Source organism: Sphingomonas sp. CFBP9019, from assembly GCF_034045155.1.
In the GTDB taxonomy this organism is placed as follows: Bacteria; Pseudomonadota; Alphaproteobacteria; order Sphingomonadales; family Sphingomonadaceae; genus Sphingomonas; species Sphingomonas aerolata.
The window spans coordinates 20768-34221 of sequence record NZ_JAXCWK010000004.1 but is presented as its reverse complement, the minus strand read 5'-3'; the positions used below and the strand labels follow the sequence as shown (position 1 = coordinate 34221).

10 protein-coding genes and 1 tRNA gene are annotated in these 13454 nt (G+C 68.5%); 7 read left to right on the top strand and 4 right to left on the bottom strand.

The window, feature by feature from the left end; translation table 11 throughout:
• Positions 1 to 5: 5 nt before the first annotated feature.
• Positions 6 to 1208, bottom strand: a complete 1203-nt coding sequence (locus SOM18_RS11750) for an efflux RND transporter periplasmic adaptor subunit (RefSeq protein WP_031441553.1) — start codon at positions 1206 to 1208, stop codon at positions 6 to 8.
• Positions 1209 to 1336: 128 nt separating this feature from the next.
• Between SOM18_RS11750 and SOM18_RS11745 the strand changes: the two genes are divergently transcribed.
• The 3 genes from SOM18_RS11745 (at position 1337) to mdoH (ending at position 5445) form a co-directional block, all read left to right on the top strand.
• Positions 1337 to 1912, top strand: coding sequence for a TetR/AcrR family transcriptional regulator (locus SOM18_RS11745; RefSeq protein ID WP_320481913.1), 576 nt, complete (start codon positions 1337 to 1339; stop codon positions 1910 to 1912).
• Positions 1913 to 2025: 113 nt separating this feature from the next.
• The gene (locus SOM18_RS11740) at positions 2026 to 3573 is read left to right on the top strand and encodes a glucan biosynthesis protein (protein ID WP_192007764.1); all 1548 of its coding nucleotides are present in this window, start codon (positions 2026 to 2028) and stop codon (positions 3571 to 3573) included.
• Positions 3574 to 3576: 3 nt separating this feature from the next.
• A complete protein-coding gene (gene mdoH / locus SOM18_RS11735; protein WP_320481751.1) occupies positions 3577 to 5445 on the top strand; it encodes a glucans biosynthesis glucosyltransferase MdoH in 1869 nt (622 codons plus the stop codon).
• A gap of 25 nt (positions 5446 to 5470) precedes the next feature.
• Here mdoH and SOM18_RS11730 read toward each other — a convergent pair whose 3' ends face one another.
• Entirely contained in the window at positions 5471 to 7438 is a 1968-nt protein-coding gene (locus SOM18_RS11730) for a beta-N-acetylhexosaminidase family protein (protein WP_249403216.1), read from the bottom strand.
• A gap of 204 nt (positions 7439 to 7642) precedes the next feature.
• Positions 7643 to 7717, bottom strand: a tRNA-Thr gene (locus SOM18_RS11725).
• 89 nt (positions 7718 to 7806) lie between these two features.
• Here SOM18_RS11725 and SOM18_RS11720 point away from each other — a divergent pair.
• On the top strand, positions 7807 to 7956 hold the full coding sequence (locus SOM18_RS11720; RefSeq protein WP_168427513.1) for a hypothetical protein: 150 nt from the start codon (positions 7807 to 7809) through the stop codon (positions 7954 to 7956).
• 5 nt (positions 7957 to 7961) lie between these two features.
• On the opposite strand, the gene SOM18_RS11715 is transcribed toward SOM18_RS11720, so the two are convergent.
• Positions 7962 to 9773, bottom strand: a complete 1812-nt coding sequence (locus SOM18_RS11715; RefSeq protein WP_031440849.1) for an aminopeptidase P family protein — start codon at positions 9771 to 9773, stop codon at positions 7962 to 7964.
• A gap of 380 nt (positions 9774 to 10153) precedes the next feature.
• Between SOM18_RS11715 and SOM18_RS11710 the strand changes: the two genes are divergently transcribed.
• From SOM18_RS11710 to SOM18_RS11700, 3 genes are all read left to right on the top strand, one after another.
• A complete protein-coding gene (locus tag SOM18_RS11710) occupies positions 10154 to 12241 on the top strand; it encodes a S9 family peptidase (protein ID WP_235188380.1) in 2088 nt (695 codons plus the stop codon).
• 169 nt (positions 12242 to 12410) lie between these two features.
• Positions 12411 to 12974 carry a DedA family protein gene (locus tag SOM18_RS11705; protein ID WP_320481750.1) on the top strand — a complete coding sequence of 188 codons (564 nt, stop codon included), beginning with the start codon at positions 12411 to 12413 and terminating at the stop codon, positions 12972 to 12974.
• Positions 12971 to 13369 (top strand): acyl-CoA thioesterase, encoded by a 399-nt coding sequence (locus SOM18_RS11700; protein WP_192141153.1) that lies wholly within the window; start codon positions 12971 to 12973, stop codon positions 13367 to 13369. Before SOM18_RS11705 ends, SOM18_RS11700 begins: the two co-directional genes overlap by 4 nt.
• Positions 13370 to 13454 lie beyond the last annotated feature (85 nt).

Here is a 13454-nt window from a genome sequence, read left to right as displayed (position 1 = left end):
AGGCGTTACTTCCCGGCCTGCGTGGAGGCGGCGCCGCCAGCTGCGGCATTCCCGGCAGCGTCCTTGCCACCGGCCTTGCCGACCTGCTGCGGAGCGGCGGGCTTGACGGTCGTGCCGGGGCGCAGGTTGAGCAGCCCCTCGACGATCAGCTTGTCGCCGGGCTTCAGCCCGCTGGTGACGATCCACTTGTCGCCGATCACGCGGTCGGTGACGACATTGCGCTGCTCGACCTTGTTCTGCGCGGTGACGACCATCGCGGTCGCCTTGCCGCGCGGATCGCGCGTGATGCCTTCCTGCGGGGCCATGATCGCCTGGCTGCGGATACCCTCGACCAGCTTGGCGCGGACATACATGCCCGGCAGCAACAGCCCGTTGGGATTGGGGAAGCTGGCGCGCAGCGTGACCGCGCCCGTCGCGGGGTCGACGGTCACTTCCGCGAATTGCAGGCGACCCTCGATCGGATAGGTCTGGCCGTTGGGCAGGATCAGCTGGACGCGTGCGGTACCGTCGCCGCGCGTCACGCCGCCCGACGCCATCGCCGCCTTCAGGTCGAGCAGCTGCGCCGCCGACTGGGTGACGTCGACATAGACGGTGTCGGTCCGCTGGATCGTCGCGAGCGCGTCGGTCTGCCCGGTCTGGACGAGCGCGCCGGCGGTGAAGATCGAACGGCCGATACGACCCGAGATCGGCGCCTTGATGCGGGTGAAATTGAGGTTCACGCGCGCGGATTCGACCGCTGCACGCTGCGCTGCAACATTGGCACGCGCCTGTTGTGCGGACGCGGTGGCGTTGTCCGCCTCCTGCTTGCTGACCGCGTTCAGCGCGACGAGCTGGCCGTAACGCTGCGCCTGGAGTCGGGTCGCATTGATCTGCGACTGCGCGGCGCCAAGCTGGCCCTGCGCAGTGCCGAGCGCGGCGCGATAGGGGGCGTCCTCGATCTCGTAGAGGACCTGGCCCGAACGGACCATCGCGCCCTCGGTGAACAGGCGACGGCGGATGACGCCCGACACCTGCGGCCGCACTTCGGACGTCTCCACCGCGGCAATCCGCCCCGGCAACTCGGTGGTGAGCGTCACCGCCTCCTGCGCGACCGTCACGACGCCGACCGTGGGCGTCGGCGGGGGCGGGGGGGCCTCTTCCTTGCTGCACGCCGCCATCAGCGCCAGCGCGGCCAGGGCCACCGATCCCTTGAGATTCAATCGCTGCATGTTGAGCATCCCGACGTCCGTGCAGAAGAGTTCACCGGAATGAACGTTCATTCCGCTTGCGCCGCCGCTATGGACGTGCGAACGCCGGGTCAAGTTAAAACGTCGTCCGGAGTGGAATTTTGAGTGCAGTGCAACATGAGAAGTCGGCGCGTTCGCACATCGTTGATGCGGCCCGGCATCTTTATGCGACGCAGGGATTCCATCAGACGTCGATGGCCGAACTGGCTGCCGCTGCGGACGTCAGCGTCGGCCAGATCTACCGCCTGTTTACCGGCAAGAACGCGCTGATCCAGGCGCTGATCCTCGAGGATGCCGAGGCCAAACTCTCAGACCTGCGCAAGCTGACCGACGACGTGTCGACGGGGCGGCTGTCGATCGAGCGCGGATTTGTCGAGCTCGCGCGGCGGTCGCTCGCCAAGGGGGATGAGGCGTTGTCGTTTGATATTATGGCGGAAGCGCATCGCAACGGCGAGGTCGCGGACACGATCGGTTCGCTGTGCGCGGGGTTTCGCGCGGTGGTGCGCGATCTCGCCTGCGTCGCCAATCCCGCGTTGTCGGCGGATGCGCTCGACGGCGCGGAGGAGCTGGTGCTGGCGTGCATGTTCGGGCTGGGGCATCGGACACTGTCCTGTCCGCGGCTGTCCGAGACCGAGACCGCAGAAGTCACCGGGCGCATGATCCTCGCGGCGCTCCACGCGCTCTGAGACACGACACGGTGTCCTGACGACGGGGCAGGCGGCCCCGTTTGGCGGGCGGGCGGCGGTGCGGGGCATTACCGATTGTTGCACTGCGGCGCGCGAAGTCGGATAAGCGGTCCATGACCGAAACGACACGACGCGACATCATGATGGCCCTTGCGGCCACGGGCCTGTGGCCGGCGGCGGCACTGGCACAGACGGGGGCGGGCACCCCCCGCAAGCGCGGCGCCGCGGCGTCGTCCGCCCCCGCGCTGGGCAAGCCCGAGTCGTTTTCCTGGGAGGCTCTGCAGCAGCGCGCCGCGGCGCTGGCGCGCGCGCCCTACCGCGCACCGGCCAAGGTCGCGGCGGCGGAGGCGATCGATTATGATGCGGTAGGGTCGATCAGCTACAAGCCCGAACGGACGCTGGCGGGCGGCATCCGCTTGTTCCCGCTCGGCCGTTATGCGCCGACCCCTGTCGCGATCCATGTCGTCGAACGCGGGCAGGCGCGCGCGGTCGACTTCGCCGCGGATCTCTTCAAGACCGAATCCGGGCATCACGCCGCCCTCGGCATCGCCGGCTTCCGCGCGGTGTCGAGCGACGGCAAGAGCGACTGGATGGCGTTCATCGGCGCCTCTTACTTCCGCACCGCCGGTTCTCAGGATCAATATGGCCTGTCCGCGCGCGGTATCGCGATCGACACGGGGATCGACGGCAAGGAGGAATTTCCCGCCTTCACCGCCTTCTGGATCGAGGCGACGGGCGCGCAGAGCTATACCGTCTATGCCCTTCTCGACGGGCCCAGCGTGACCGGTGCGTACCGCTTCGTGTGCCGGTACACCGACGGGACCGATGGCGGCGTCGTCCAGGATGTCTCGTCGACGATCACGCTGCGCAAGGACGTCGCGCGGCTCGGCATCGCGCCGGCGACGAGCATGTTCTGGTATGGCGAGGGCAATCGCGCCGCGGCGATCGACTGGCGCCCCGAAATCCATGATTCGGACGGGCTGGCGATGGCGACCGGTGCCGGCGAGCGGATCTGGCGTCCGCTCGCCAATCCCGCGACCCCCACGCTCGACAGCTTCCAGGATGACAATCCGCGCGGTTTCGGCCTGATCCAGCGTGACCGGGCGTTCGATCATTACCAGGACGACGGCGCCTTCTACGATCGCCGCGCGAACCTGTGGATCGAGCCGAAGGGCGATTGGGGCAAGGGCGCGGTGACGCTGTACGCCTTCCCGACCGCGAGCGAGACGGTCGACAATATCGCCGCCTTCTGGGTGCCCGCCGCGCCGGCGACCGCTGGCAAGACGATGCAGTTCGACTATCGCCTGACCTGGTCGTCGCGCGATCCGTCGGTCGCGCAGGCCGCGCATGCGGTCGAGAACTGGCGTGGCTCGGCCGGCCGGCCGGGCGCCGAGCCGACGCCGGGCGCGCGGAAGGTCGTCGTCGATTTCGTCGGTGCGACGCTCGCCGGTCTCGACCGGTCGAGCGGGGTGACGGTGCAGGCCGATGTCAGCCGTGGCCGGGTCCTCGCTAGCGCCGCCTATCCGGTCGTCGGCCAGCCGAACCGCTGGCGCGTCACGCTCGATGTCGCCCCCGAACGCGGCGTCCTGGCCGATGTCCGGCTGTTCCTGAAGCGCGGCGGGCAGTCGCTCAGCGAAACCGTGCTGACGCAGGTGGGTTGAGCCATGACCGTGGACAGCCCGGGCCGCCCCGGTCATCCCGCACTTCCGGCACGATTGCCCGCCGACGTCCCGATCGACATGCCGCTGCAGAATTTCCGGGCGCGCGGCACCGGCGGCGGGCCGACGCCCGACCCGCTGGCCGGACCGTCGAACGGCTCGGACACGCTGACCTCGCCCGAGGGCATGTCGTCGCGGCGACTGCTCCTGTTCCTGCTGACGATGCTGCTCGCCACCACCGCCTCCGCGGCGGTCCAGGATTCGCTGCTCGGCGACGGCATCGATCTGTGGGACGTCGCGCTGCTCGTGCTGTTCTTCCCGCTCTTCGCGTGGATCGCGTTCGGGTTTCTCAACGCGCTGATCGGGTTCGTCCTGCTGATGACGCGGATGCATCCCGGCTTCGTGCCGGTGCCGCAGAACCGCCAGCCGCTGACCGGGCAGACCGCGGTGCTGATCCCGGTCCATAACGAGGATGTCGACGCGGTATTTGGCCGGATCGCGCGGATGATACACGCGATCGAGGCTGCGGGCGAGGCGGGGAGCTTCGCCTTCTTCGTGCTGAGCGATTCGGGCGAAGAGTCGGGCGCACAGGAGGTCGCGGCCTGGGAGGTGCTCGCACCTGGATCGCGCGTCCCGCTCTATTATCGCCGCCGGACCGACAATGTCGCGCGCAAGCCGGGCAATGTCGCCGACTGGGTCCGGCGCTTCGGCGGCGGCTATGATCACATGCTGGTGCTCGACGCGGACAGCCTGATGAGCGGCGACGCGATGATCGGCATGGCGCAGGTGATGGAGCGCCGCCCCTCGGTCGGCCTGTTGCAGACGGTGCCGACGATCCGCGGCGCGACCACGCTGTTCCAGCGCTGGATGCAGTTCAACAGCCGGCTCTACGGCCCGATCTCGACCGCCGGTCTGGTCTGGTGGTCGGGGTCGGAGGCGAGCTTCTGGGGGCATAATGCGATCATCCGCACCCGGGCCTTTGCCGAAAGCTGCGGCCTGCCCGTGCTGCCTGGCGGCCCGCCGTTCGGCGGCGCGATCATGAGCCACGACATGGTCGAGGCCGCCTTGCTGCGGCGGCGCGGCTGGGCGGTCCACCTGATCATGATCGACGACAGCTATGAGGAGTTTCCCCCGACGCTGATCGACATGGCGGTGCGCGACCGGCGCTGGGCGCAGGGCAATATCCAGCATCTGAAGCTGCTCGGGTCGGACGGGTTCCATCCGGTCAACCGGCTGCAGCTCGCGATCGGGGCGTCGGCGTACATGACGTCGCCCGCCTGGCTGGTCCTGATCCTGACGACCATCGCGCAGGCCTTTGCCGGCGAAAGCAAGCTGGTCGAGGCGACGACCTCGGCGCGCGTGCTGGCGCTGACGGTCATCCTGCTGTTCGGCCCCAAATTGCTCGGGATCATCTGGGCGGTGTCCGACCGGAGCCGGCGCGCGGCGTTCGGGGGGGCGCGGGCGATCATCGCGTCAGCCATTGCCGAGATCCCGCTGTCGATGCTGTCCGCGCCGGTCATCATGCTGACGCAGACGATGGACCTGATCAGCATCTTCCGCGGCCAGCCCTCGGGCTGGAGCCCGCAGAACAGGGATCGCGACGGGCTGTCGATCGCGGATGTCGTGCCGCGCTATCGCTGGCATCTGGCGGCGGGGGTCGCCCTGCTCCTGATCTCGCCCGCCGTTCCGATCACCGCGCTGTGGCTGGCGCCAGTGACGCTGGGGCTGTTGCTGTCGCCGTGGCTCGCCAAATGGAGCGCGAGCAACGCGGCGGGGAGCCGCGCTGACGCGCGCGGCCTGTTCCAGGTGCCCGCCAGCGGCATCGACCAGCTGCCCGCGACCGAGGCGTCGGCGCTCCACGCGATCGCGCACTGACGCGCGACGCGCGGCGCCGCCGACGCTACCGCACGGCTTCGGCGGAGGCCGAAACGGCTGGGGCGGATGCGGCGGCGATCAGCGTCGGGGCATCCGCGACGAACCGGTCGAGCACGCCGTCGGCGACCCGGATCGCACCGTCGAACCGCGTCGCACCGGGGATGGTCTGGACGGCCGCAGCCTGTGCGGCGAGACGGCGCGCTTCGGTGAAATAGCCGGGGGCGGCCGTGCCGTCGTGGTTCGCGGCGTCAAGTCCGGCGGCGGTCATCTGCAACGCGCGACCCCAGATCTGCATCGCATCGAGCCAGGGCCGAGCCTGGTCCGCAAAGCCCGGATCGATCGTGCCCGAGCGGATCGTGTCGGGCGCCGCCGCGAGGGCGTCGGCCGCCCTGGCCAGATCCGCGAGCGCGAGACCGCGGGCGGCCGCATCGCCCTCCGCCAGCGCGAGGCGCACGGCGTCGAGCTGGGCCTTGAGCCTGGGCGCCTGGGGCTGCCAGGGCTGGCTGCCGAAGGTCGGGGCCAGATGCTGCGTGTCGAAGAAGCTCAGCAGCGCCGCGGTCGCGCGCGCATCGCCGCCCGCCAGCTCGCGGGCGGCGAACTGCCACGTGCGGTCCGCGTCATAGTCCTTGTCGTTCCAGCCGAACGCAGCAACGCCGGTCACCGCGACGCGGCTTGGCGCCTCCTGGTTCATCGGGTTCGACAGGATCCCCGTCAGTTCGCCCGCCAGCCCCGCCTCGCGCCGCGCATAGGGCGCGAGCAGCAGCCGCCCGGTGGTCTGCGCATAGTCGTTGACCGGATAATTGTCCCACAGCAGCGTCTTGCGCCCGAAGGCCTTGGTCGCGGTCTTCGCATCGGCGATCGAGATCGCGGGGGGGACGACATCGGTGCCGGTCCACTGCACCACGACGCGGGGATCGAGATATTTGCGCAGCGCCGCCTTGTACGGGGTTTCCTTCGCGTCGTAATATTCGGTCGGGACCATGATCAGCGGGCGCGACGACGGATCCTTCGCGAGCAGATCCGCCTGAACCGCGTTCAGCAGGCGCGATTGCGCGATGCCGGCGGCTTCGGCGCCTGATGGTCCGAAACTGGCCTTGTCCCGCTCGCAGTTCCATTTGGTATATTCGATGTCGTCGAGCGCGACGTAGAAGCTGTGGACGCCGATCGATCGCAGCGCGGCGAACTTGCGTTCGAGCGCCTGAGCATCGGCGGGGTCGGAGAAGCACACAGATGGGCCCGGCGAGACCGCATAGACGAAATCGACATGATTGCGCCGTGCGGTCGCGACCAGCGTGCCGAGCGCGGACAAAGTCGCCGCGGGATAGGCCTCGCGCCAGCGATCGCGCGCATAGGGATCGTCCTTGGGGCTGTAGACATAGGTGTTCGCCTTGACGGTGGCGAGGAAGTCGAGATGCTTCGTCCGGTCCGCCATCGTCCAGGGCTTGCCGTAAAAGCCCTCGATCGTGCCGCGCATCGGCATCGCGGGATGATCGTGGATCACCAGCGCGGGAAGGACCGCGCGTGCCGCGAGCTGTCGGAACGTCTGGACGGCATGGAATAGTCCGTCCGCGTCGTGGCCCGCCAGCGTGATGATGCCGCTGTTGCCCGCCGCGAGCGTGGCGATCGTATAGCCTTCGGGATGCGTGTCGCGGACGGTACCGGCGCGGGCCAGCGCGTCGCGGACGATCGCGGTATCGCCGGTGCCGAGCAGGATGTGCGGGCGATCGGGGGCGGCGGGCAGCCGCCGTGCGGTCGTGATCGTCGTGACTCCGGCGGCGCGCAGGATCTCGCGGACCAGCGCGACGCTGTCACCGTCGGTGCCGGCGGGGGCGACGAGCACCACCGATCGGCCGAGCGTTATCGTGCCGGCCTGAAGCGCGACCGACGTCGGCGCGGGGAAAATGGCGGGCATCGTCACCGGCTGCGCGGCACCCTGCGCGGAGACCGTGGTCGCCAAGCCCGTCGCGATCAGGGCCGCGTACGTCCCCGTCATGGCCATGCATCGCGTCATAACAGCTCTCCGGTATTTCATTGGTATTATGAGAGCGGTTTAGGCACAGGACGGCGTCACGGCAAGGCGTCGCTGCCATGGCGGCCATTGCCGACAGACTTTGGTCAGGATGGGGTGACCGACCTTGGGCCCCTATCGCAGGGCCGGCGGGACGTCGGGTCCACGCGGCGGTCGGATGAAAAAAGCTGGTGCTGCCGGTGAGGATTGAACTCACGACCTCAGCCTTACCAAGGATGCGCTCTACCACTGAGCTACGGCAGCACTCGTCGACATCGCTGTCGGCGGAGTGGGGCTAAGAGACGAGGGCGGGACGATTGTCAAGGCGTCGCGCGACGATGTAGAGCGTTATTATGCAATCGAACGATGAAAAGGCGGCGGAAAAAGCGGCCCGCATGGCCGCCGCGCTGCGCGAGAATCTGCGCCGTCGCAAGGCGCAGGCGCGTGCCGCGGCGGCCGAGCCCGCCGCGGCTCCCCCTACGGATGAGCCGCCTGTGGACTGAGGCGGTCAGCCGATCGGCGCGCATTTTGCCTGAAGCCAGGCGAGGTCGTCGCCGGTCATTTCGGGCGAGAGCGTGTCCAGCACCTGCGCGTGATAGGCGTTCAGCCACGCGAGTTCGGGGTGGGTGAGCAGCGACGGCTCGATCAGCGTGCGCTCGATCGGGCAGAAGGTCAGCGTCTCGAAACCGAGCATCGCGCGGTCCGCGCCGGGAATCGTGCGCGGTTCGATCAGCAGCAGATTCTCGATCCGGATGCCGTATTCGCCCGCCTTGTAATAGCCGGGCTCGTTCGAGAGCATCATGCCGGCACGCAGCGGCTCCATCGCCGCGCCGCCGGGGTAGTTGGGCGAGGCGATCCGCTGTGGCCCCTCGTGCACCGCCAGATAGGCGCCGATACCGTGACCGGTGCCGTGCGCGAAATCGAGCCCCGCCTCCCAGAGCGGACGGCGGGCGAACGCGTCGATCTGGCCGCCGAGCGTGCCGTCGGGGAAGACCGCGGTCGCGATCGCGATATGGCCCTTGAGCACGCGGGTGAAGCGGTCGCGGAGCTCCTTGCCCTGTTCGGGTGCCAGCGCGCCGATCGGCATGACGCGCGTCACGTCGGTGGTGCCGTCGGCATATTGCCCGCCCGAATCGACCAGATAGAGCTGGCCGGGCTCGAGGGGGACGTTCGACTCTTCGGTGCAGTGGTAGTGCGGGCTGGCGCCGTGCGCGCCGGTCGCGGAGATCGTGTCGAACGACGTGTCCTTCAGCAGCCCGGTCGCCTCGCGGAAGGCGAGCAGCTTCGCGGTGGCGGACAATTCGGTCTCGCTGCCGTCGGCGCAGTCGGTCTCGACCCAGCGCAGGAAGCGCGCGAGCGCGGCGCCGTCGCGGACCGAGGCGGCGCGGTGGCCGGCGATCTCGACCGGGTTCTTGAGCGCCTTGGCGAGCACGACGGGATCGCGCAGCGCGAGCACCTTGGCCCCGCCCGCGATCAGTGCGTCGGAAATCGCGGCGACGGCGCGTTCGGGGTCGGCGGCGACGCGCTTGCCCGCATAGTTGCGCAGCGCGGGCTGGAACGCGGTGCGGTCATGGACGCGGACCGCGTTGCCGAGATGCTGGCGGACGGTGTCGTCGAGCTTTTCGGGTGCGACGAACAGGTCGGTGGTGCCGTCGGCGCCGACGATCGCATAGCTGAGCGCGACGGGGGTGTGGCTGACGTCGTCGCCGCGGATGTTGAGCGTCCAGGCGATCGAATCGAGCGCGGAGAGCACGACCGCGTCGGCGCGCTGTTCGGCGAGCCAGTCGGCGATCCGCGCGCGCTTTTCGGCGGACGAGGCGCCGGCGAACGCGTCTGGCTGGATGGTGATCTTCGCAGGCGAGGGCGCGGGGCGGTCGGTCCAGATCGCGTCGATCGGGTTGGCGTCGACCGCGACGAGCTCAGCCCCGCGATCGGCGAGCACTGCGCTGGCTTCGGCGACCCAGGCGCTGGTGTGCAGCCACGCGTCATAGCCGATCCGCGCGCCCTCGGCGACGTGGGTGCCGAGCCAGGCGGCGACACTGGTCTGCGGCACGGGGGCGTATTCCCAGTGATCGCCATCGACCTGTTCGCGGACCTGGAGCGTGTAGCGGCCATCGGTGAAGATCGCGGCGCGGTCGGCAAGGACCGCGGCGCTGCCCGCCGAGCCCTGGAACCCGGTCAGCCAGCCGAGCCGCTGCGCATAGCCGCCGACATATTCGCTCATATGCTCGTCGGTCAGCGGCACGACGAAGCCGTCGAGGCCGGCGGCGGCGAGATGGGCGCGCAGGGCGGTGAGTCGGGTCGGGCTGGATCGGGTCATCGGGGCTTTCGTCGATCTGAATGTTGTGAATGTTGAGACGCTGGCAGCAAAAAATGCGGCGTTGTCAGGTCCAGCGTGCCGGTCGGGTGCCGCGCGGGCGGGGCGTGTGCGGGCAATTGGGGCCGGGACAGGGCATGGCGCGTGTTGTGACAGAAACGCGGCGTGTAGGACAGCGGGGTTTGCTTGCGGGGGTGTCGGGCCGTCACCCCGCCACCCCCCCCGTTCGTCATCCTGACGAAAGTCAGGACCCAAGGTTATTGGCCTCGGCGCTTGTGGCTCTGGGTCCTGACTTTCGTCAGGATGACGGGGGGAAGGATAACCGGGGCGCGGGCGTGGTGCGTTGGCTTCCGGTCGTGGGGGCGGTAACAGGGGGGATGACCATGAATTCCCCTGCCATCTCTTCGCCCGAGACCCCATCCGTGCCGCCGCGTGCCGAGCAGCGGCCGCACAGCTTCACCGCGCATGGCGTGACGATCGAGGATCCCTATGCGTGGCTGAAGGATCCCAACTATCCCGAGGTCGATGACGCGGACGTGCTGGCGTATCTCGCCGCCGAGAACGCCTATTTCGAGGCGCAGATGGCGCCGCACAAGGCGCTGACCGACACTTTGTACGAAGAGATGAAGGCACGCATCAAGGAGGACGAATCCTCGGTCCCGCAAAAGGACGGCGACTGGCTTTACTGGACCGCCTACGAGACCGGCGGCCAGTACAAGAAATGGTGGCGCAAGCCCGTCGCGGGCGGTGACGACGAGCTGCTGCTTGACGAGCCCGCGCTGGCCGAGGGGCATGAATATTTCCGGCTCGGCGCGTTCTCGGTCAGCAATGACGGGCGCTATCTCGCCTATGCGATCGACGACAATGGCAGCGAGCGGTTCGAGGTCCGGGTCAAGGACCTGAACACCGGCGAGCATCTGCCCGACGTGATTCCGGGCATGCTGAGCGAGATCGTGTGGACCGCGGACGATGCAGGCTTCCTCTACGGTCTGGCGAACGAGCAGTGGCGGACCGACAACGCGCGGTTCCACCGGCTGGGGACGCCGATCGCGGACGACGTCGTGCTGTTCCACGAGGAGGACGAGGGCTTCCGCGTCGGCGTCGGCGAGACGAGTTCGCGCAAGTGGATCGTGATCGCGACGAGCGACCATGTGACGAGCGAGATCTACCTGCTGCCCGCGCACGAGCCGCTGGCGGTACCGATCCTTGTGTCCGCGCGGAAGGTTGGCCGCGAATATGACGTCGACGAGCATGACGGGACGCTGTTCATCCACACCAACGACGTCGATCCCAACTTCCGCCTGTGCACCGCGCTGGTCGAGGAGCCGGGCGCGTGGACCGAGCTGATCCCGGCCAGCCCGACCTTCTACATGACCGGGGTGGAGTGCTATCAGGACTTCTTCGTGGTCGACGGGCGCGAGGACGGGCTCGATCAGATCGCGATCCACCGGTACGAGACGCCGACCGAGGGGAAGCGGATCGAGTTTCCCGAGGCGAGCTATGTCGCCGGGCTCGGCGATAATCCCGAATATGACATGACCGTGCTGCGGCTCGGCTATGAGTCGATGGTCACGCCCGGGACGGTGTATGATTATGACGTCGATACCGGTGAGCGGACGATGCTCAAGGTGCAGGAGATTCCGAGCGGTTACGACGCGGCGAAATACGCGACCGAGCGGCTGAAGATCACCGCACGCGACGGCACCGAGATCCCGGTGTCGATCGTCTATCCGGCCGGGTTCGTGCGCGACGGGTCGGCGCCTGTGTTCCTCTATGCCTATGGCGCTTACGGCTATGCGATCCCGCCGGGCTTCTCGACCGGGCGGATGAGTCTGCTCGATCGCGGCTTCGCCTATGCGATCGCGCATATCCGCGGCGGCGATGACCTTGGCCAGCAATGGTATCTCGACGGCAAGCTGGAGAAGCGCGAGAACACGTTCAACGATTTCGTCGATGTGGCCAAGGCGCTGGTCGACGCGAAGTGGACGTCGGCGGGGCGGATCGCGATCGCGGGGCGGTCGGCGGGTGGCGAGCTGATGGGGGCGGTGGTCAATTCCGACCCCGAGCTCTGGGGCCCGGTGATCGCCGACGTGCCGTTCGTCGACGTGCTCAATACGATGCTCGATGCCGAGCTGCCGCTGACGCCGGGGGAATGGCCCGAATGGGGCAATCCGATCGAGGATCCGGCGGCGTTCGCGCTGATCCGCTCCTATTCGCCGTACGACAACGTCAAGGCGCAGGCCTATCCGCCGATGTTCATCAGCGGAGGGCTGAACGATCCGCGCGTGACCTATTGGGAGCCGGCGAAATGGGCGGCCAAGCTGCGGCTGATGAAGACCGACGACAATGTGCTGTTGCTCAAGACCAACATGGGCGCGGGGCATGGCGGCAAGTCGGGCCGGTTCGAGTCGCTGCGCGAGGCGGCGGAGGAGCATGCGTTCGTGCTGTGGCAGTTGGGCGTCGCGGGATGATTCTTGGTTCGCGCGAAGGCGCGAAGGCGCGAAGATTTAGAGTTTTCGCGCGGAGACGCGGAGGACGCAGAGAGAAGATGCACACCATTCTCAGCGTCCTCTGCGCCTCTGCGCGAACCACCTATCTTTGCGCCTTCGCGCCTTCGCGTGAACAAGGACTGCCTGCCGCGTGACGATCGAGGCGTTGGTGGCGCGCTATGGCGTCGTGGCGATCTTTCTGGGCGCGGGGGTCGAGGGGGAGGCGGCGGTCGTGACGGGCGGGGTGCTCGCGCATCAGGGGCTGGTGTCGCTGGCGGGTGCGATGGCGGCGGCGGTGGTCGGGTCGTTCGTTGCGGACCAGCTGTTCTTTGCGGGCGGGCGGTATTTCCGCGAATCGCGCCCCGTTGCGGCGATCCGGCGGCGCTCGGCCTATGCGCGCGCGATTGACCTGCTCGAACGCTATCCGCGGCGGTTCATCTTCGCCTATCGCTTCGTCTACGGGATCCGCACCGTCAGCCCGATCGCGATCGGGACGAGCCGGATTTCGCAGCGCCTGTTCCTGGCGGCGAACCTCGCCGCGGCGATCGTGTGGGGCTGTGCGTTCAGCGCGATCGGCTATGCGTTCGGCCACGTCATCGAGGAGATGCTGGGGCGGATCGGCACCGGGCGGCTGATCCTGTTCGGCGCGGCGGCGCTGTTGGCGGTCGGCGGCGGCTGGTTCGCGTGGCGGAAATGGCGGGAGCGCAGCGCATGACCTTCACGATGACGATCACCGCGGCCGAGGCGGATATCGACGAGCTGGGGCACGTCAACAATGCGGTCTGGGTCCAGTGGATTCAGCGGATCGCGACCGCGCATTGGGAGGCGGTCGCGCCCGCCGAGCACAAGGCCGCCTATGTCTGGGTCGTGACGCGGCACGAGATCGACTATCGCGGTAGCGTGGTCGCGGGCGAGACCGTGACCGGCGAGACCTGGGTCGAGGGCGGGCCGAAGGGCGCGCGGTTCGACCGGCATGTGCGGTTCGTCGGCGATGACGGGCGCGTGAAGCTGGAGGCGGTGACGACCTGGGCGCTGCTCGACCGGGCGAGCGGGCGGTTGCTGCGCGTGCGGCCGGAGATTGCGGCGCCGTTTTTTGGTGCGGCGGGCTGAGGGTTCTGGGTGGGGGGTTTGGGGTGAGGGTCTTGGCCTCACTGGCCCTCACCCTTCCCGCGGCAAGGGCCGCGGGCCCCTTCCC

Coding starts and splice junctions, on each gene's coding strand:
- SOM18_RS11700 (WP_192141153.1), top strand. CDS start 12,971: ATGACCTTCACGATGACGATCACCGCGGCCGAGGCGGATATCGACGAG.
- SOM18_RS11720 (WP_168427513.1), top strand. CDS start 7,807: ATGCAATCGAACGATGAAAAGGCGGCGGAAAAAGCGGCCCGCATGGCC.
- SOM18_RS11750 (WP_031441553.1), bottom strand. CDS start 1,208: ATGCAGCGATTGAATCTCAAGGGATCGGTGGCCCTGGCCGCGCTGGCG.
- SOM18_RS11710 (WP_235188380.1), top strand. CDS start 10,154: ATGAATTCCCCTGCCATCTCTTCGCCCGAGACCCCATCCGTGCCGCCG.
- SOM18_RS11740 (WP_192007764.1), top strand. CDS start 2,026: ATGACCGAAACGACACGACGCGACATCATGATGGCCCTTGCGGCCACG.
- SOM18_RS11715 (WP_031440849.1), bottom strand. CDS start 9,773: ATGACCCGATCCAGCCCGACCCGACTCACCGCCCTGCGCGCCCATCTC.
- SOM18_RS11730 (WP_249403216.1), bottom strand. CDS start 7,438: ATGACGGGGACGTACGCGGCCCTGATCGCGACGGGCTTGGCGACCACG.
- mdoH (WP_320481751.1), top strand. CDS start 3,577: ATGACCGTGGACAGCCCGGGCCGCCCCGGTCATCCCGCACTTCCGGCA.